Annotated in this window: 20 protein-coding genes and 1 pseudogene; 9 read left to right on the top strand and 12 right to left on the bottom strand. The window is 63.4% G+C overall.

The window, feature by feature from the left end:
* Positions 1-19 precede the first annotated feature (19 nt).
* Positions 20-448, top strand: a complete 429-nt coding sequence (locus ACYG9Z_RS11470; RefSeq protein WP_023684031.1) for a lysozyme inhibitor LprI family protein — start codon at positions 20-22, stop codon at positions 446-448.
* A gap of 37 nt (positions 449-485) precedes the next feature.
* Here ACYG9Z_RS11470 and ACYG9Z_RS11465 read toward each other — a convergent pair whose 3' ends face one another.
* The 8 genes from ACYG9Z_RS11465 to ACYG9Z_RS11430 all read right to left on the bottom strand — a co-directional run bounded on the left by ACYG9Z_RS11465 (position 486) and on the right by ACYG9Z_RS11430 (position 6,952).
* Positions 486-1,562 carry a 5-(carboxyamino)imidazole ribonucleotide synthase gene (locus ACYG9Z_RS11465; protein WP_023752879.1) on the bottom strand — a complete coding sequence of 359 codons (1,077 nt, stop codon included), beginning with the start codon at positions 1,560-1,562 and terminating at the stop codon, positions 486-488.
* A complete protein-coding gene (gene purE / locus ACYG9Z_RS11460) occupies positions 1,559-2,056 on the bottom strand; it encodes a 5-(carboxyamino)imidazole ribonucleotide mutase (RefSeq protein WP_023752880.1) in 498 nt (165 codons plus the stop codon). The genes ACYG9Z_RS11465 and purE overlap by 4 nt, the downstream gene beginning before the upstream one ends.
* A 74-nt stretch (positions 2,057-2,130) precedes the next feature.
* Entirely contained in the window at positions 2,131-3,336 is a 1,206-nt protein-coding gene (locus tag ACYG9Z_RS11455) for an aminotransferase class V-fold PLP-dependent enzyme (protein ID WP_027050794.1), read from the bottom strand.
* A gap of 20 nt (positions 3,337-3,356) precedes the next feature.
* Entirely contained in the window at positions 3,357-3,818 is a 462-nt protein-coding gene (locus ACYG9Z_RS11450; RefSeq protein WP_023673109.1) for a RidA family protein, read from the bottom strand.
* A gap of 117 nt (positions 3,819-3,935) precedes the next feature.
* Complete coding sequence (locus ACYG9Z_RS11445) at positions 3,936-4,730, bottom strand: amino acid ABC transporter ATP-binding protein (protein WP_023673108.1); 795 nt, start codon at positions 4,728-4,730, stop codon at positions 3,936-3,938.
* A 4-nt stretch (positions 4,731-4,734) separates the two neighbouring features.
* On the bottom strand, positions 4,735-5,385 hold the full coding sequence (locus ACYG9Z_RS11440; RefSeq protein WP_023673107.1) for an amino acid ABC transporter permease: 651 nt from the start codon (positions 5,383-5,385) through the stop codon (positions 4,735-4,737).
* Position 5,386: 1 nt separating this feature from the next.
* The gene (locus tag ACYG9Z_RS11435) at positions 5,387-6,052 is read right to left on the bottom strand and encodes an amino acid ABC transporter permease (protein ID WP_023673106.1); all 666 of its coding nucleotides are present in this window, start codon (positions 6,050-6,052) and stop codon (positions 5,387-5,389) included.
* Positions 6,053-6,121: 69 nt separating this feature from the next.
* On the bottom strand, positions 6,122-6,952 hold the full coding sequence (locus tag ACYG9Z_RS11430; RefSeq protein ID WP_023673105.1) for a transporter substrate-binding domain-containing protein: 831 nt from the start codon (positions 6,950-6,952) through the stop codon (positions 6,122-6,124).
* A 156-nt stretch (positions 6,953-7,108) separates the two neighbouring features.
* Between ACYG9Z_RS11430 and ACYG9Z_RS11425 the strand changes: the two genes are divergently transcribed.
* Positions 7,109-7,924, top strand: coding sequence for an IclR family transcriptional regulator (locus tag ACYG9Z_RS11425; protein ID WP_023752881.1), 816 nt, complete (start codon positions 7,109-7,111; stop codon positions 7,922-7,924).
* Positions 7,925-7,948: 24 nt separating this feature from the next.
* Here the strand turns inward: ACYG9Z_RS11425 and ACYG9Z_RS11420 are convergent, their stop codons facing one another.
* Positions 7,949-8,152 carry a YdcH family protein gene (locus ACYG9Z_RS11420; RefSeq protein ID WP_023673103.1) on the bottom strand — a complete coding sequence of 68 codons (204 nt, stop codon included), beginning with the start codon at positions 8,150-8,152 and terminating at the stop codon, positions 7,949-7,951.
* Positions 8,153-8,391: 239 nt separating this feature from the next.
* Between ACYG9Z_RS11420 and ACYG9Z_RS11415 the strand changes: the two genes are divergently transcribed.
* From ACYG9Z_RS11415 to ACYG9Z_RS11385, 7 genes and pseudogenes are all read left to right on the top strand, one after another.
* On the top strand, positions 8,392-8,571 hold the full coding sequence (locus ACYG9Z_RS11415; RefSeq protein WP_023684024.1) for a YdcH family protein: 180 nt from the start codon (positions 8,392-8,394) through the stop codon (positions 8,569-8,571).
* A 288-nt stretch (positions 8,572-8,859) separates the two neighbouring features.
* Complete coding sequence (gene ispG / locus ACYG9Z_RS11410; protein WP_023752882.1) at positions 8,860-10,113, top strand: flavodoxin-dependent (E)-4-hydroxy-3-methylbut-2-enyl-diphosphate synthase; 1,254 nt, start codon at positions 8,860-8,862, stop codon at positions 10,111-10,113.
* 3 nt (positions 10,114-10,116) lie between these two features.
* Positions 10,117-10,974 carry a lytic transglycosylase domain-containing protein gene (locus ACYG9Z_RS11405; RefSeq protein WP_023752883.1) on the top strand — a complete coding sequence of 286 codons (858 nt, stop codon included), beginning with the start codon at positions 10,117-10,119 and terminating at the stop codon, positions 10,972-10,974.
* Positions 10,920-11,063, top strand: a pseudogene (locus ACYG9Z_RS11400) (phosphotransferase-like protein); the annotation flags it as partial. The gene ACYG9Z_RS11405 and the pseudogene ACYG9Z_RS11400, both read left to right, overlap by 55 nt.
* Before the next feature lie 68 nt (positions 11,064-11,131).
* Positions 11,132-11,293 carry a phosphotransferase-like protein gene (locus ACYG9Z_RS11395; protein WP_460222898.1) on the top strand — a complete coding sequence of 54 codons (162 nt, stop codon included), beginning with the start codon at positions 11,132-11,134 and terminating at the stop codon, positions 11,291-11,293.
* Positions 11,294-11,456: 163 nt separating this feature from the next.
* Entirely contained in the window at positions 11,457-12,596 is a 1,140-nt protein-coding gene (locus ACYG9Z_RS11390; protein WP_031244228.1) for a sterol desaturase family protein, read from the top strand.
* An 80-nt stretch (positions 12,597-12,676) separates the two neighbouring features.
* Positions 12,677-13,429, top strand: coding sequence for a Stf0 family sulfotransferase (locus ACYG9Z_RS11385; RefSeq protein WP_023742774.1), 753 nt, complete (start codon positions 12,677-12,679; stop codon positions 13,427-13,429).
* Here ACYG9Z_RS11385 and ACYG9Z_RS11380 read toward each other — a convergent pair whose 3' ends face one another.
* The 3 genes from ACYG9Z_RS11380 to ACYG9Z_RS11370 all read right to left on the bottom strand — a co-directional run bounded on the left by ACYG9Z_RS11380 (position 13,430) and on the right by ACYG9Z_RS11370 (position 17,100).
* Entirely contained in the window at positions 13,430-15,772 is a 2,343-nt protein-coding gene (locus ACYG9Z_RS11380; RefSeq protein WP_352519844.1) for a response regulator, read from the bottom strand.
* An 85-nt stretch (positions 15,773-15,857) separates the two neighbouring features.
* A complete protein-coding gene (locus ACYG9Z_RS11375) occupies positions 15,858-16,043 on the bottom strand; it encodes a hypothetical protein (RefSeq protein WP_023684018.1) in 186 nt (61 codons plus the stop codon).
* 37 nt (positions 16,044-16,080) lie between these two features.
* Positions 16,081-17,100, bottom strand: coding sequence for a LacI family DNA-binding transcriptional regulator (locus ACYG9Z_RS11370; protein WP_031195645.1), 1,020 nt, complete (start codon positions 17,098-17,100; stop codon positions 16,081-16,083).
* Between the last annotated feature and the right edge of the window lie 117 nt (positions 17,101-17,217).

Below are 17,217 nucleotides of genomic sequence, written 5' to 3'. Positions count from 1 at the left end.
AGCCGATTTGGAGACCTCTATGCGCCTGTTGTTTGTGTCCGCGAGCCTTGCCGTTATGGCAGCCGCCTCCATCGCGCAGGCGCAGGAATGCGACCGCAACGACGACAGCCAGCAGATGATGAACATCTGCGCCGGCGAGGACTATCGGGCCGCCGATGCCAAGCTCAACCAGGCCTACAAGGATCTCGTCGGTCGCAACGACGACAAGGGCAGGAAGCTGCTGCAGGTCGCGCAACGCGCCTGGATCGCCTTCCGCGACGCCGAATGCGCCTATACGACGACAGACAGCGAAGGCGGCTCCATCCATCCGATGGAGGTTTCACAATGCCTGACCGAACTGACGGACCAGCGCATCAAACAGCTCACCGCGGGCGCCAATTGTAGGGAAGGCGATGCGAGTTGCGCCAGCCCCGACGAGGACGGGGATCTGAACGACGAGCTGCAATAGGCTCGAGCCACGCCCTCGCGCAAAGTGCCGGAATGGCTTAGCTACGGCGGCTGATGCGCGTGAAATGGCCCATCTTGCGGCCTGGGCGCGCTTCCGCCTTGCCGTAGAGATGCAGCATCAGATCGGGCTCGGCGAGCAAAGCGGGTACGCGCAGCACATCGTCGCCGATCAGGTTTTCCATGATGCAGTTTGAATGCCGGCCAGGGTTGCCCAGCGGCAGGCCGGCAATGGCGCGGATATGCTGCTCGAATTGCGAAACGATGCAGGCGGCTTCCGTCCAGTGGCCGGAATTGTGCACGCGCGGCGCCATTTCGTTGGCCAGCAGCGTGCCATCGGCAAGAACGAAGAACTCGACGCCGATGACGCCGACATAGTCGAGGGCCGACAGGATTTTCGCCGCCGCCCCCTGTGCCGTCGCCGCCGTCTCCAGCCTGATCTGGGCCGGCAGGGTCGAGGTATGCAGGATGCCGTCGCGGTGGACGTTCTCAGCCGGATCGTAGGCGGCGACCGCGCCGTCCAACCCGCGCGCGGCGATGACCGAGATTTCGCGCTCGAAAGCGACGAAGGATTCGAGGATCAGCGGCACATTGCCCATGGTCTCGCATGTGCCGGCAAAGCCGCCCGTCTCCATGTTGCGGAAGACGCGCTGGCCCTTGCCGTCATAGCCCATGCGGCGGGTTTTCAAGATGCCGCTGCCACCGAACTCTCTCAGCGCCGCCGTCAGCTCGTCGTCATTGTCGACGGAGCGGAAATCCGCTGTCCTGATGCCGATGCTGTTAAGGAATAGCTTCTCCGCCACCCGGTCCTGGGCGACTTCCAACGCCCTGGGCGGCGGATAGACCGGGACCTTGGCGGCGAGCGCGCCGGCAGCCGCTACCGGCACATTCTCGAATTCGTAGGTGACGACGGCGCTGACTGCCGCCAGTTCGGCAAGGGCGTCCGCATCGTCATAGGCGGCGGTGATCTGGCGGTTGGCGACCTGAGCCGCCGGGCAATCGGCCTGCGGTTCGAGGATAATTGTGCGGTAGCCGAGGCGCGCTGCGGCGACAGCCAGCATGCGGCCGAGCTGGCCGCCGCCGATGATGCCGATGCTCGATCCCGCGGGCAGGCTCACGGCGCGTCCGTCGGTTCGGTGGCGACCCTGGCGGTTTGGGCGGCGCGCCAGGCATCCAGGCGGGCGGCAAGTTCTTCGTCGTTCAGCGCCAGCACGGCGGCCGCCAGAAGGGCGGCGTTGGCCGCACCCGCCTTGCCGATGGCAAGCGTGCCGACCGGAATGCCGGCCGGCATCTGGACGATGGAGAGCAGCGAATCCTGGCCGGACAGCGCCTTCGATTCGACCGGCACGCCGAACACCGGCAGCGGCGTCATCGCCGCCGTCATGCCGGGCAGGTGGGCGGCGCCGCCGGCGCCGGCGATGATCACCTTGTAGCCGGCCGCCTTGGCGCCCTTGGCGAAATCATAGAGGCGGTCCGGGGTGCGGTGGGCGGAGACGATCAGCCGCTTGTGCGGAATGCCCAGCGCCTCCAGCGTTTCGGCGGCGTGGCGCATCGTCGCCCAGTCGGACTGGCTGCCCATGATGATGGCGACGTCGGCGCGGTGGTCGGTCAAGCGCATGCTCCCGGCGGTAAAGGCGCGCCTTAGCGGAATTCGGGCGAAGCCGCAAGGATGGCGGCCGCCGCAGCCTAGTCCGGCCAGCGCAGGGCGCCGGATGAATCCTTTCGCGGCTGTCTCATCGCATCCGCCGGCCTGTCGGCCGCGGTGAGCACGGCGCGGAGGCGTTCGGCGACGATCTCGGCCTCGCCTGGGTGCAGGTTGCAGGGGTCGAGGAAGAAATGGCCACGCTCGACCTCGTGGTTGCGCACGATGATGGGCGGCGATTCGGCCGCCAATGCCGAGGCGAGGCCGGCGGCACTGAAGCGGCTTTCGGGGGAGACGAAGATCTGCAGCCGGTCGAGCGGATTGGCGGTCGGGTCGGGAATGATGTTTGCGACGATGCCGGGTATTCCCTGCAGCGAATCCCTCCACAGATGGAGCGCCGCTTCCTCGCGTCGGCGGATGCCGGCATGGTCGCGCTTTTCCCAGGCTTCGAGCGCCGCCATCGTGCCGGCGATGCTTTCCTTGCCGACCTTCATGGCGCGGGCGACGCCACGGTTTTGCAGATAGGCGGCGCGGACGAGATCCTTGCGGCCGGCGACGATGCCGCTGGTCGGCCCCGAAAGGAATTTGTGGCCGCTATAGACGACGATGTCGGCGCCGCGCGCCAGGAAGCTGCGCAGGTCATATTCGGAAGCCGCGTCGACGATCACCGGCACGCCCCTGGCGTGGCAGATATCGCAGAATTCCTCAAGGGAAAGCATGCCGTATTGCACGGTGTGGTGCGCCACGACGTAGAGCGCCGCCGCCGTGCGCTCGTTGATAGCCTCGCGCACATGATAATCCTGCGTGACGCTGACCGTGCCGGCCGGAATGACCTTGGCGCCGGCGACGCGGATCGACTGGTCGATCGGTGCGCCGTAATTGACGATATGGCCAAGCTGGATGACGACTTCGGACTTCAGGCCTTCGGTGTCGTCGGGCAGCCGTTCGATCGCCAGCAAATTGGTGCCGGTCATTGCCCCGGCGATCGCCATTGTGATGCCTGAGGCGCAGCAGGCGGTGATGAAGCCGGCCTCGCCGCCGGTGAGGCGGGCGGTGATCACGCTTGCGGCGCGCTGCAGATCGTCCATCTCCACCCATTGCGAGGCGATCTCGGCCATGGCGCTGATCGCCTCGGGAACGATGATCGAGGCGCCGAGCGTCGTCATCGTGCCGGAGACGTTGATGATCGGCCGCAGTCCCAGCCGTTCACGGATCGTGGTGTTGGAGCCGGTGTCGGAATAGGTTTTCATGTTCAGCAATCCCTTGACGGTCAGGCGGCGATCTCGACGACCGCTTCGATTTCGACGGTGATGTTTCCAGGCAGCGAGCCGACCCCGATCGCCGAGCGGGCATGGCCGCCGATCTTGTCGAAGACGCTGGCGAACAGGTCCGAGCAGCCATTGACCACTTTCGGGTGGTCGCTGAAGGTCGGCGTCGCATTGACGAAGCCGAGCAATTTGACGACGCGCACGATGCGGCCGAGATCGCCGGCGGCGGCGTGCATGACGGCGAGCAGGTTGAGGCCGGTGAGGCGGGCATGCTCATAGGCCTGCTCGACGGTGACGTCCTCGCCGACCTTGCCGGTGCACAGCGTGCCGTCGGCGCGCAGCGGCCCTTGACCCGAAAGAAAGATCAGCCGGCCGCTTTCCGCATGGGTGACGAAATTGGCGATCGGCGTCGGCGGCTCGGGCAGCGTCAGGCCGAGCTCGGCGAGCCGGATGTAAGGCGTCATGGAAGAATTCTCCTTGGGCCGGCCTGTTGTTTTACGCAATTCCCAAGGGAAAGCGCTTCGCGCTTTTCCCGGGAAAACCGCTTACACTTTTCCTGGAATTGCTTTGGGCCGCCCATGTCAGAAATGCGAGGCGCGGAACCGCGCCAGGAAAGAGCGCAGGCGCTCATTGGTGGTCTCTTCGGCAAGGATCTCCTTCGGCGGGCCAACAGCGCTGACACCGCCATCGGCCATGAAGACAATGCGGCTCGAAGCGTCGCGGGCAAAGGCCATCTCGTGCGTGACCATCACCATTGTCATGCCGTCTTCGGCCAGGCTGCGCACAACGGCCAGCACCTCGCCGACCAATTCGGGATCGAGCGCGGAGGTGATCTCGTCGAGCAGCAGGATCTTTGGCTCCATGGCGACTGCCCGCGCTATGCCGACGCGCTGCTGCTGGCCCCCGGAGAGTTCCGCCGGCAGGCTGTCGGCCTTGTGGGCGAGGCCGACGCGGCTCAGCCAATGCTCGGCGATCTGGCGCGCCTCGGCCTTGCTCTTGCCGCGCACCTTGGTGAGGCCGAGCATGATGTTGCCGGCGGCGGTGAGGTGCGGAAACAGGTTGAAGCTCTGGAACACCATGCCGGTTTCGGCGCGCATGTTGGCAAGGTCGCGCTCGCTGCGCCGCTGGCGCGCGCCGGCCTCACGAAAACCGACCTCCTTGCCGTCGATGCGGATCGAACCTGAGTCGTAGCTTTCGAGAAAGTTGACGCAGCGCAGCAGGGTGGTTTTGCCGCTGCCGGAAGGGCCGATGACGGTGACCACCTCGCCCCTGTCCACCTTGAGGCTGACCGAGCGAAGCACCTCGACCGAACCAAAGGCTTTCGAGACCCCGGCAATGTCGAGAAGGGCAGCATTGTCGTTCGAGCTTGTGGCCATCGTGCTAGTCCCGGATGAAGGCAAAGCGCCGTTCCAGCCGCCGGCTGGCGTAGGAAAGCGCATAGTTGACGGCGAAATAGATCAAGGCGCCGAGGATGTAGAGCGGCATCGCCTCATAGGTGCGGCCGATGACCTGGTTGATCGCCTGCATCAGGTCGGTGATGCCGAGCAGCGAGACCAGGGCGCTGCCCTTGACCGCATCGGTGACGCCGTTGATCCAGGGCGGCAGGAAGCGCCGGAAGGCCTGCGGAAAGATGACGTAGGTGAGCCGCTGGCGGAAGGTCAGCCCAATCGCCATCGCCGCCTCGGACTGCCCTTTGGGAATGGAGCCGACGGCGCCGCGGAGATACTCAATGACCTGCGCGGTCTTGAACAAGGTGAGCGCCAGCACCGCCGCCGAGAAGGATTGCAGATGCAGGCCGATGGCCGGCAGGCCGTAATAGACGAAGAACATCAGCACCAGGATCGGGATGCCGCGGATGGTGTCGGAGAAGATGCGCACGGCCCAGCGCAGCGGCGCCGGGCCGTAGACCAGGCTGACGCCGAGCGCGACGCCGGCAATCAGCGACAGCACCACGACCAGCAGCGACACCCACAAAGTGATGGCGAAGCCCTGGGCGAGGAACGGTACGGCGTAGAGGATCTGGCTCAGCATGTCAGCGCGCAGCCCTGAACCGGCGTTCGACCAGCCGCAGTCCGAACAGCAGGGTGTAACCGGTCACCAGATACATCGCCGTCGTCACCAGATAGACCTCGACGATGCGGAAGGTGTTGAAGTTGATCCACTGGGCGCCGAAGGTGAGCTCGGGCACCGAGATCACCGAGGCGATCGACGTGTCCTTGAACAGCGAGATGAAGGTGTTGGACAGCGCCGGCAGCGTGATGCGCAGCATGGTCGGCAGGCGCACATGAACCAGCCGCTGCCAGGGCGTCAGGCCGATGGCTTTGCCGGCATCGAGCTGGCCGCGCGGCACGGCTTCCAGGCCGGAGCGGAACACCTCGACCAGATAGGCGCCGCTATAGACCGACAGCGTCAGCACGAACGAGGTCGGCGCGTCGTAGGCGACGTCGATCACCGTCGGCAGGCCGTAGAAGACGAGATAGACGAGCAGGATCAGCGGCACGTTGCGGATGAATTCGACGTAAGCCGCAATGATGGCGCGCACCACGCGTCCGGCCGAGACATACCAGACCGCCAGCATCAGGCCGATGACGACGCCGATGGCAATCGAAATCACGGCAAGCTCGAGGCTGAGCAGAAGGCCGCCCCACAGCTTGTCGAAATGCCGCCAGATCAGGTTGAAGTTGAGCGTATAGCCCATGCGTCTCCCGCAATAACCAAGGGGATGCGAACTAGAAGGCAGAAGGGCTAACCCTTCCGCCAGCACTTGTCAGACAACCGGGAAACCCGGATGGCGGGCCGGCGGCTCCTGGCCGAAATAGTCCTTGAAGGCGGCGTCGTAGAGTGCGGTCTCATGGCCGAACATGGCGATGGTGAAGGTCTGGTTGACGAAGGTCAGCCAGTCCAGGTCGCCCTGCCTGACCGCCGCGCCGTAGAGCATCGAGTACCAGCTCTTGCCGGCATCGAAATATTTGTCGGGGTTGCGCGAGGCCAGCCAGCGCACGGTTGAAAGATCGACAGCGGCGGCATCGGCGCGTTTCGATTCCAGTGCCTGCAGCACATTGGCCTGGGTGTCGATCTGCAGCACCTGCGCCTCCGGCAGGGCGTAATGGACCGAGCTTTCGGCGTCGACATTCTGCAGGATCGAGATGCGCGTCGCCGAACCGCCGGCGAGCAGCTTGTCGAAGGTCTTGTTTTCCGCGGTCGGCAGCGTCAGCAGGGCGACGCCCTCGACATAGTATGGCCTGGAGAAGTGGATCAGCTGCGAGCGCTGCGCGGTCATGGTCATGAACTGGATGGTAATGTCGACCTTGTTGGTGGTGACATTGGGGATGCGCTGCGCCGGATCTTGCATGACGAACTCGACCTTGCTCGGATCGTCGAACAGACCCTTGGCCAGGATGCGGCCCATGGTGATGTCCATGCCGACCAGCTCGCCGGCATCGTTTTCGAAATGCCATGGCGCGTTGGTGCTGCCGGTGCCGACGATCAGCTTGCCGCGGTCAAGCGCGGTGCGCAGAACGCTGTCGGATGCGGCTTGTGCCGCCGCCTTTTCGGCGCTGACAGCGGTCATCACGCCCGCCGTTGCAAGCCCGGCCATGCCCAGTTTCAGAAAATCTCGCTTGGATGCGTCGTTCACTGCGACCTCCTGTTGTTTGAGTTCCCCTTACAGACACACGTGTCGCCGACTTGAATTGTCTCTTACAATAGACACATGTATCCTATACAAGACAGATACTAACATCAGGAATCAGTTATGCAAGACAGCAATGGACTCACGGATCGGGCGGAGCTTGGTCCAGCCGAGAGCCCGACGCCCGACAAGACCTCCGGCTCGCGCGAGAAGGGCCTCAACCGGGTGCTGGAGATCCTGGAATTCCTGCATGTCACGCAGCGCGCCATCGGCATTGGCGATCTCGCCAAGGGGGTGAATGCGCCGCGCTCCACCACCTATACGCTGGTGCGTTCGCTGGTCGATGCGGGTCTCCTGGAGATGGAGGGCGACGGCAACCGGGTCTATTTCGGCAAGAAGCTCTACCTCTATGGAATGGACTATGTCCGGGGCAACGACCTGCTTAGGCGGGGCCGGCAGGAGGTCGACAATCTGTCGCGCGAGACCGGCGAGACCTCCGAATTGTGCATGCTGCAAAGCGGGCGCTATACCATCGTCCATTCCAGCCCCGGCACCAGGCCGTTCCGCATCAGCTCGGCCACTGGCTTACAGATCCCGCTGCCATGGACGGCATCGGGGCGGCTGCTTCTGGCCGGATTGGAAAGGGCCGCCATCCAGGACATGGTCTCGGAAGACGACCTTTTGCTGCCCGACGGCCGCAGGCTGCAGTTCGACGACTTCATTGCCGATATCGCGACGGCCAGAACGACCGGCTATTGCATCACTTCGGGGCTGGTCGACGCCTACACCAAATGCCTGGCCGCCCCTGTCTTCGCGGCCGCCGGCAAGGTCGAGGCGACGCTGTGCCTGGTGGTGCCGATCGACACTTCAGCGGAGAAGACCGACGAATTGCTGACGTTGCTGCGCCATCGCGCGGCGCGGCTGTCGATAGCGGGGTGAGCAGTTAGGCCCCGAGGCCGTCGGCTAAGCGATGATGTCCGGAATGATCTTGTCTTCCAGCGCCATCAGCCGGTCCTTGAGGAAAAGCTTCTTCTTCTTCATGCGCTGGATCTGCAAGGGGTCGCAGCCCATGGCGATCATCGCATTGATGGCCGCGTCGAAATCGGCATGCTCCTGCTTCAGGCGGGAAAATTCGAGGCGGACATCGGCCTTTTCCTGGTCGGACATTCTCTACCGTCTGCATGTCTGCGGCGCCCGGCAATGGGCATGATTGGGCGGGGGCGGCATCAATTGCCGCCGGCGCGCAGCCAATATCACATATCACATTGTCGTGGAATGCTACCACGCAGCATTCGACATCGCAGCCGGATGGTGGCAGACTGTCATGGTGCCGTCACAGATGCGACCTGCGGTGGACGTGCCTTTGACGGCTGCAATCGAGGAAACCATGAAAGGGAGAACCAATCATGTCTCTTGCATCCCATCTTGATGAGTTGCAGCGGAAACACGGTGATATCGAACGCGAGATCGACGATGCGATGAACCATCCATCGGTCGACGACCTCGAAATCGTGAATCTGAAGCGACGCAAGCTGGCACTCAAGGACGAGATTGAAAAACTGAAGGCGAAACCGACGAGACACTGACGCCCTTCCAGGATTAGACGCGCCGCCTTGGCGCGTGACTATCGCTCCGGTGGCGACATGCCGCCGGAGGCCTGTTTTTGCTACTTAATTCCGATACTGTTGGCCGGCGAAACCCGTCTGTGGGGTCGCCGCGCTGCTGCGATTTGGCGGCTCTGCTTGTCTGTCGCCATTGACAAGCCATCTTTGCTCCTCCACCTCATGCCCGAACCTCAGCGCTATGCGCTGATAGCTGTTTGAGCGTGCGTCGACGTGGACGTATGTCGCTCGGGTGATCAAGAGGCTGCCGGCATGACCGGGTATTTTTCCTCCCCCTTTGCGCGCCGGACATCGGTCGGCGTCGATGTCGGCGGCGTGGTCGTCGGCGGCGGCGCGCCGGTCGTCGTGCAGTCGATGACCAACACCGACACGGCCGATATCGACCAGACCGTCGCGCAGGTTGCGGCTTTGCATCGCGCCGGCTCCGAGATCGTGCGCATCACCGTCGATCGTGACGAGAGCGCTGCCGCCGTGCCGCGCATCCGCGAACGGCTCGAGCGGCTCGGCATCAATGTGCCGCTGGTCGGCGACTTCCACTATATCGGCCACAAGCTGCTGGCCGACCATCCGGACTGCGCCGAGGCGCTGGCCAAATACCGCATCAATCCCGGCAATGTCGGCTTCAAGGACAAGAAGGACCGCCAGTTCGCAGCGATCGTCGAAATGGCGATCAGATACGACAAGCCGGTGCGCATCGGCGTCAATTGGGGGTCGCTCGATCAGGAGTTGCTCACCCGGCTGATGGACGAGAACCAGCGCCAAGGCTTCCCGCTGACGGCGCAGGAAGTAACCCGCGAGGCGATCGTGCAGTCGGCCATCCTGTCGGCCGAAATGGCCGAAGAGATAGGCCTCGCCCGCGAAAAGATCATCCTGTCGGCCAAGGTCAGCGGCGTGCAGGATTTGATCGCGGTCTACACCGAGCTTGCCACGCGTTCCAACCATGCGCTCCATCTTGGCCTCACCGAAGCCGGCATGGGATCCAAGGGCATCGTCGCCTCGTCGGCTGCCATGGGCATCCTCTTGCAGCAAGGCATTGGCGACACCATCCGCATCTCGCTGACGCCGGAGCCGAATGGCGATCGCACGCGTGAGGTGCAGGTCTCGCAGGAACTGCTGCAGACCATGGGCTTCCGTCAGTTCGTGCCGATCGTCGCCGCTTGCCCCGGCTGCGGCCGCACGACATCCACCGTGTTCCAGGAACTCGCCCAGAACATCCAGGCCGATTTGCGCAAGAACATGCCGGTCTGGCGGGAGAAATATCCCGGCGTCGAGAACCTCAAGGTCGCGGTGATGGGCTGCATCGTCAACGGCCCCGGCGAATCCAAGCACGCCGATATCGGCATATCGCTGCCCGGCACCGGCGAGACGCCGACCGCACCCGTCTTCGTCGACGGCAAGAAGTCGGCGACGCTGCGCGGTCCGTCGATCGCCGCCGATTTCGAAAAAATGGTTGCCGACTATATCGAGCAGCGGTTTGGACAGCACGGCAAAGCCGCGGCCGAATGAGCCATGCGGGGGCTGCTCAAAGCCGGTGTGATCCTGCTCTGCGGGCTGGGTGTCGGACAGGCACTTGCCGATCCACCGCAATCGCGCTCGGCGGCGAAACGATTGATCGGCCGTGTCTGTGACCTGATCGAGACGCATGCCGAGCGGAACGGTCTGCCGAAGGATTACTTCGCCCGGCTGATCTGGAAAGAAAGCCGCTTCGATCCCAATGCGGTTAGCCCGGTCGGTGCCGAAGGCATCGCCCAGTTCATGCCGGGCACCGCCAAGATGCGCGGGCTGGCCGATCCTTTCGACATCGAGCAGGCGATCCCGGCTTCGGCGAAATATCTCGCCGAAATGAAGACCGGCTTCGGCAATCTCGGCCTGGCGGCGGCTGCCTACAATGCCGGCGAGAGCCGCGTTTCGCGCTGGCTGGGTTCCGGCGGTTTCCTGCCGATGGAGACCGAGAGCTACGTCTTCGACATCATGGGCGAACCGGCCGACAAGTTCTCCGACAGCGCCTACGCCGGAACGATCGAGCCGCTCGACGGGAAAACCAGCTTTGCCGTCGCCTGCCGCAAGCTGCCGGTGATCATGTCGAGAACCGTGGCGATGGCGTCGATCAATGTGAAGCCATGGGGCGTCCAGGTGGCCGGCAATTTCCGCAGGGGAGCTGCGATCAATCAGTGGCTGCGGGTCAGGAGCCGGTTTCCGGCGCTGCTTTCCGGTCGTGACCCGGTGGTCAGCCGGGTGCGCACGCCGATCGGCCGACGCGGCATCTACGCCGTCAGGATCGGCGTCGACGACCGTGCCGCCGCAAACGTCATCTGCCAGAAACTGCAAAGCGTCGGCGGCGCCTGTATCGTCGTGCGCAACCGATAGGCCGAGGGGGCGACAGGACGGCCAAAATCGTCCTGCTCAATGGCGTCGGCAGCGCCGGCAAAAGCTCGATCGCCAGGGCGCTGCAAACGATCGCCACCGAGCCCTTCCTGCATGTCCAGATGGATGCTTTCATCGACATGCTGCCGCCGGCGCTGTACTGGAAGCGCGCGAGGCCGCGCGCGCCGACAGGCTGCCCGGCCTGGCGCGCTGGCAATATGGACGCGTCCACAACGGCATAGACTACGACCTCCAAGTCGACACCAGCCAGCTGATGCCGCTTGAATGCGCCCGTCGCATCCAGGAAAGATTCCGACTATAGTGCCCGGTGTTCTTTTGTTGCAATCATAGCTCTTCCAATCGCCCAAAAGCGATAGTCACCCGTCATGTGCAGGGTCGTGGCGATTAAATATTAATGAGCCCTGCTGTAGCAAAAGAGGTCCATATCTCGACGAGAGCTTTTGCGATCGTCAAAAAGGCGGGGCATGGGGGCGGTGGCAAATTTCCTTAGACGCGTTGTAAGTGAACTTGAAACGCCGCGCGCCAAACGGCCGTTCGGTTCTGGCTGGCTGTCCGGCTCGATCGGCTTGCTTGCCGGGGTCACCGCCCTGCTGATGGTCATCGTGCTGCGCTACCCGTCGCTTACATCGATGCCGGATCTGGCCCCCATCCACCAGATGCTGTTCTTCAAGCCGGCGCTCTATTTCGTCCTCATCTCCGGCTATATCCTGGCGATCCTCAGCATGACGCTGCGCAGGCAAAAGACGCTCGGCGCGGCAGCCATGTTCACTGTGCTGCTGGCGTCGCTGGTCGGCATGCTTCCTGTGCGACATCAACTGCACATCGAAGGGGTGTTCTTCGGGCTTGATTTCTTCATCCTGAACGCCCTGTTCATGGGTGTGCTGTTCGTTCCGCTCGAACGTCTTTTCGCGCGCAACAAGGATCAGACCGTGTTCCGCGACGAATGGCGCGAGGACCTGTTCTACTATCTGGTCTCATCGCTGCTGGTGCAGATTTTGACCTACCTGACCTTGGCGCCGTCCAACTTCGTCAATGCACAGGGCGCCCTTGGTTCGGTGCGCGCCTGGGTCCACGACTTGCCTTGGCTGGTGCAGTTGCTGGCGGTGATGTTCCTGACCGACCTTGCCCAGTATTGGGTGCATCGGGCCTTTCATCGCATTCCCTGGCTGTGGAAGTTCCATGCCGTGCACCATTCCGCCAAGTCGATGGACTGGATTGCCGGTGCGCGCATGCATTTCCTGGAAATCATCGTGCTGCGCAGCCTGACGGCCACCCCGATGTTCGTGCTGGGGTTCGATGAATCGGCTATCCAGACGTATATATTGATCGTCTACGTCTATTCGTCGTTCATCCATTCCAACATCGGAACCAGTTTCGGTCCAGTCGAAAAGGTGCTGGTGTCGCCGCGTTACCACCACTGGCATCACGGCCTCGAAAAAGAAGCGATCGACGTAAATTTCGCCATCCATTTCCCGCTGCTCGACCGGCTGTTCGGCACCCATCATATGCCCGAAGGGCGCTGGCCGAACGGCTACGGCATTCACGGACATCCCGTTCCGAACGGATACTGGCAGCAATTCCTCTATCCCTTCCGGCGCGGCTAGACTGGAGCCTTTCGCGAAGCGCGCGTGTCACCGCGCCCTGGCGGGGTTAGCCCAATCCATGACAAGCGACAGAGTCCCAGATGCTTGACGGCTACATAATCTGCGGCACGCCGAGAACCGGAAGCACCTTGCTGTGCGGCCTTCTGGCCTCGACGAAAACAGCCGGCGATCCGCACTCATTCTACCGGCGGCAGGACAAAGCGGAATGGGCCGAAGAGTGGAAATTGCCGCATCCCGAGACGATGAGCGCGCATGATTTCGACGTCGCCTATCTCGGTGCGGCAATCAGCGCGGGAAGGGGCGGAACAGGCGTCTTCGGCTTGCGCCTGATGCGGGAAAACCTGGGTGAACTCTCGGCCATCCTCGACCGGATCTACCCAGACCTGCCATCGGACAAAGCACGCTTTGAAAAGGCCTTCGGCCGGATCCTCTACATCCATCTTTCGCGCGAAAACAAGCTGGCGCAGGCGGTGTCGCTGATCAAGGCCGAGCAGACTGGGCTTTGGCACATCGCGCCCGACGGAACCGAGATCGAGCGGGTCGCACCGCCGCAGGAACCCCGCTACGATTTCAAGCGGATCCAGCGCGAGCTTGCCGAACTCGAAGCCTATGACGCGGGCTGGAATGTCTGGTCCGCGGAGCAGGGGATCGTCCCGCTGCGCATCGGCTATGAGCGCCTGTCAGCCGATCCGGCAGCGGCATTGTCATCCATCTGCAAGGCCCTGGGCGTTCCGGCGCCGAATGCCGCCGACGTAAAGCCGGGCGTCGCCAAGCTCTCCGACGAGACCAGTCTCGACTGGATGCACCGCTATCGTCTGGACGCGGCGATTTGATCAAGCCCTCTTTACCGCCACCGTTTCGCTGAGCCATGTGCCGATCTTACTGCCGAGGCGGTCGGGCGACACCGGCTTGGGCAGATAGTCGTCCATTCCGGACTCGATACATTTGTCGCGGTCGCCCTTCAGTGCGTGAGCGGTGACGCCGATGATTGGTGTGTGATTGCCACTCGCTGCCTCCGCCGCCCGGATGGCGCGGGTCGCCTCGTAGCCGTTCATCTCCGGCATGGAGACGTCCATGAGGATCAGCTTCGGCCGCAGCGCCCGGTACATCTCAACGGCCGTGCGGCCATTGCTGGCGATGCGGTAGCTGAGGCCAAGCCCATTGAGGATTTGGCCGAACACCAGCTGGTTCACGTCATTGTCCTCGGCGATCAGAATATCGATCGGGCCGTTTGGCGTGGCGATCGATTCAGGCACTGTGGCCGCCGGAATTGCCGGGCCGCGAATGACGGTGAAGGCGGGTAGCGTCACGGGTGCCGCCTGCGGAACAACAGGCTCGCGAACGAACTGGGCCTTGCCGATCTGGGCCCGCGCTTTCTGGATGGCCGAGATGACGGTGCCGAGCAGGATGGCCGAGCGCGCCGGCTTGGTGAGATGCGCGGCGATGCCGAAATCGATGACCATCTTGCCGAAATCGACCTGGTCGACGGAGGTCAGCAGCACCACCGGGATGGCGGAGAGACGGCTGTCGGCGGAAATCGCCTTGGCGACATCGGCGCCGTTCATGCCGGGCATCTGGTAGTCGAGGATGATGCAGTCGACCGCAGCACCGAGCTGGCTGGCCCGGTCTAGAAAGGCGAGGCCGACGGCGCCGCTTTCGGCGGCCGCGCAGTCGAAGCTCCAGCTTCTGAGCTGTTCCAGCAAGATCTCGCGGTTGACCGGGTTGTCGTCGATGACCAGCACGCGGGCGCCGGTGACATCGACCGGCACGACCTCGTTGCGCGTGTCCTGCTGATGCGCCGGCAGCGGCACGGCGAACCAGAACACCGAGCCGCGGCCGATCTCGCTTTCGACGCCGATCTTGCCGCCCATCAGGTCGATGAGGCGGGCGGCGATGGCAAGGCCGAGGCCGGTGCCTTCATGGCGGCGCGTCGACGAGCCGTCGACCTGCGCGAATTTCTCGAACACGTTCTCGAGCTTCTCGGCAGGAATGCCGATGCCTGTGTCCTCGACGCGGACCTTGAGCTGGACCATGCCGTCGACCACCTCGCCGCCGACATCGATCAGCACATGGCCCTTCTCGGTGAACTTCACCGCATTGCCGAGCAGATTGGTGACGATCTGACGGAACCGTCCGGCATCGCCGACGACATGGGCAGGCAGGCGCGGGTCGACACGCACGATCAGCTCGAGGTTCTTTTCGGCGACGCGCGCCGACACCAGTGTGGCCACGTCCTCGACCGCTTCGGCAAGCCGGAAGGGTGCAGGATCGAGCGTCAGCTGACCGGCATTGATCTTGGAGAAATCGAGGATGTCGTTGATGATGGTGAGCAGCGCATTGCCGGACTTGACGATGACTTCGGTGAAGGTTTTCTGGCGCGCGTTAAGCTCGGTCTTGGCGAGCAGTTCGGCCATGCCCAGCACGCCATTCATCGGCGTGCGGATCTCATGGCTCATATTGGCCAGGAATTCCGATTTGGCGCGGTCGGCCGCTTCGGCCTTGAACAAGGATGCGGCGGATTCGGTGAAGGCGCGGCGGATCGCATTTTCCATCGGCCGGAAGATCCAGAGGGCAACGATGGCAAGAACCGCGAACAGAAGGCCGCTTGCCCACAACAGCAGCCTGTCGCTGGAGGCGTCGGCCAGATGGCGTTCGCCATCCATGGCGGTACGCACACGCACCAGCATCGGCTGGACGAACAGGTCGTTCTGGTTGAGGATTTCGCGCGAACTCCATTCGTCGGTCTGTTGCGCCGCCGACATCAGGTTGAAGTTGCGCACGATGTCGCGCGACGACCAGAACAGGTCGCCGTTGACGGCGGCCGACGAGAGTTCGTCCAGCGTTTTGGCCGACAGGCTCGGCTTGATCGCGGCCAACTCCGCGGACAGTGTTTCGATCTCGCTGGTCAGGCGTTGCGAATGGCCGCGCGCTGCGGCGGCAAGGCCGTCACGGGTTTCGGTGCGCCAGGTCGTGCTGGCGGTTTCGGCAAAGCTGGAGGCGTTGCGCAGGTCGCGGGTGAAGACGACGAGATTGCTGCTCAGCGCGTCGATGTCGTGGCGGAAGGAATTGACGCGATTGAGCGCAAACATCACCGCGGTGGAAGCCAGCGCAAAGATGAGCAATCCCGAGATGTAGCGGATCCGGATCGAGCGGATGAAGAAAGAATATTCCGGCATGCGCAACCCCAACACATACGCATCATTTTAACGGTCGGGATTACGCTTGATTTACATTAAAATTCCGTTCGCGCCTGGCGGGCCGTCAAGATCCTGGCTGCACGTGCCCGGAGTTGGCGCCATAGAGGGTGGCATCGCATTCGCGCATCATCCGCAGTGCTTCTTCCTCGGTCAGGCCGAACTTGCGCATCATGCTCCGGATTTCGGGGCCTACAGCTATCTCCACCGGTCTTGCCGCCTGGCGGGTCTTCCTGGCCTTTTTCTTGGACATCAGTACGTTTCCCGTCTTGACCGACACATGTTTCGCATCAGCCCTGACCCGGCCTCACCGTGCTGCGCCAGACCATGGGCGCATGGCAGATCAGGCGGCTGCCAGCCTCCTCCCGCGCGCCGGTCGCGAGCCGCACGGCGCGCCTGGCGATCTCCTCGATCGGCGGCGAGAACGTCGTCAGCCGGTAAGAGGCCCAGTCGGCCTGTTCAATGTCGTCAAAGCCGATGACGCAGAGATCGCGGGGTACGTTGATGCCGAACTCGTGGCGGGCCGCATCGAGAAAGCCGCACGCAATCAGGTCGGTCACGCAGAACGCCGCATCCGGCCGCTGCCGGCCGGAAAAGAGCCGCCTGGCGCCATCGGCTCCGGTGGCATAGCCGGTGCGGCCCTCGCGCCACACGGTCACCTCCAGCCCTTCCTTCTGCGCGGCGGTAAGGAAGGCGGTTTCGCGGGAGAGCAGGCTGGGCGTGCCGGCAGCCGAGGTCACCAAAGCGGGGCGGGTACAGCCGGCCCGGATGAAGGCATGCAGCGCTGCCTCTGCGGCTGCAGCGTTGTCGACACCGATATTGTGCGGGCCGTCGAAGCGGTCATCGCGATTGATCAGCACCAGCCGCTGGCCGTTCTCAAGACAGGTGCGGATCAGCAACTGCGGCGGCGAGCCGGACAGAACGATGCTCGCATCGGCGCGATAGTTCAGCGTGTTGCGCAGCGCCTGGTCGACATGGTGGCTGGGGCCGGAGGTGTTGAACACCATGGCCATTTTGCCGGCGTCCCGCAGATGTTGGGTCAGCGCCTTCTGCAGGCGGGCATGATAGGGCGTGTCGCCATCGGCAACGATGAGGCAGACAATGCCGGTCGAGGCCCGCATCAGGCCGCGAGCCAGATGGTTGACGTGATAGCCGAGTTGCTCGGCGGCCAGCATCACCCGCTCGCGGGTTTCCCCGGAAACGGAAGCGCCGGGCGTGAAGGTACGTGACACCGCCGAACGTGAAACCCCGGCGAGGTCGGCAACCTGCTGGGCGCTGGAAAAACCGGTGCGGATTCTCGGAACCGTCAAGCGAACGCTCTCGCTGCTGTTTTCGTGATTCTTTGCACGCCAGTGCAATGTAATGCAACTCTTCTGCCATTGCCACCCACCGCACTTGACAGGCATGGCCGAATGCAACAGCTTTGC

Source organism: Mesorhizobium sp. RSR380A (assembly GCF_054719385.1).
The sequence above is the reverse complement of the archived record's forward strand: the minus strand, read 5'-3'. Positions and strand labels throughout refer to the sequence as shown.

What these genes read in the sequence shown, in the direction of transcription:
- ACYG9Z_RS11470 (WP_023684031.1), top strand. Translation starts at nt 20, where the DNA reads ATGCGCCTGTTGTTTGTGTCCGCGAGCCTTGCCGTTATGGCAGCCGCC.
- ACYG9Z_RS11455 (WP_027050794.1), bottom strand. Translation starts at nt 3,336, where the DNA reads ATGAAAACCTATTCCGACACCGGCTCCAACACCACGATCCGTGAACGG.
- ACYG9Z_RS11450 (WP_023673109.1), bottom strand. Translation starts at nt 3,818, where the DNA reads ATGACGCCTTACATCCGGCTCGCCGAGCTCGGCCTGACGCTGCCCGAG.
- ACYG9Z_RS11445 (WP_023673108.1), bottom strand. Translation starts at nt 4,730, where the DNA reads ATGGCCACAAGCTCGAACGACAATGCTGCCCTTCTCGACATTGCCGGG.
- ACYG9Z_RS11440 (WP_023673107.1), bottom strand. Translation starts at nt 5,385, where the DNA reads ATGCTGAGCCAGATCCTCTACGCCGTACCGTTCCTCGCCCAGGGCTTC.
- ACYG9Z_RS11435 (WP_023673106.1), bottom strand. Translation starts at nt 6,052, where the DNA reads ATGGGCTATACGCTCAACTTCAACCTGATCTGGCGGCATTTCGACAAG.
- ACYG9Z_RS11430 (WP_023673105.1), bottom strand. Translation starts at nt 6,952, where the DNA reads ATGGCCGGGCTTGCAACGGCGGGCGTGATGACCGCTGTCAGCGCCGAA.
- ACYG9Z_RS11425 (WP_023752881.1), top strand. Translation starts at nt 7,109, where the DNA reads ATGCAAGACAGCAATGGACTCACGGATCGGGCGGAGCTTGGTCCAGCC.
- ACYG9Z_RS11420 (WP_023673103.1), bottom strand. Translation starts at nt 8,152, where the DNA reads ATGTCCGACCAGGAAAAGGCCGATGTCCGCCTCGAATTTTCCCGCCTG.
- ACYG9Z_RS11415 (WP_023684024.1), top strand. Translation starts at nt 8,392, where the DNA reads ATGTCTCTTGCATCCCATCTTGATGAGTTGCAGCGGAAACACGGTGAT.
- ispG (WP_023752882.1), top strand. Translation starts at nt 8,860, where the DNA reads ATGACCGGGTATTTTTCCTCCCCCTTTGCGCGCCGGACATCGGTCGGC.
- ACYG9Z_RS11405 (WP_023752883.1), top strand. Translation starts at nt 10,117, where the DNA reads ATGCGGGGGCTGCTCAAAGCCGGTGTGATCCTGCTCTGCGGGCTGGGT.
- ACYG9Z_RS11390 (WP_031244228.1), top strand. Translation starts at nt 11,457, where the DNA reads ATGGGGGCGGTGGCAAATTTCCTTAGACGCGTTGTAAGTGAACTTGAA.
- ACYG9Z_RS11385 (WP_023742774.1), top strand. Translation starts at nt 12,677, where the DNA reads ATGCTTGACGGCTACATAATCTGCGGCACGCCGAGAACCGGAAGCACC.
- ACYG9Z_RS11380 (WP_352519844.1), bottom strand. Translation starts at nt 15,772, where the DNA reads ATGCCGGAATATTCTTTCTTCATCCGCTCGATCCGGATCCGCTACATC.
- ACYG9Z_RS11375 (WP_023684018.1), bottom strand. Translation starts at nt 16,043, where the DNA reads ATGTCCAAGAAAAAGGCCAGGAAGACCCGCCAGGCGGCAAGACCGGTG.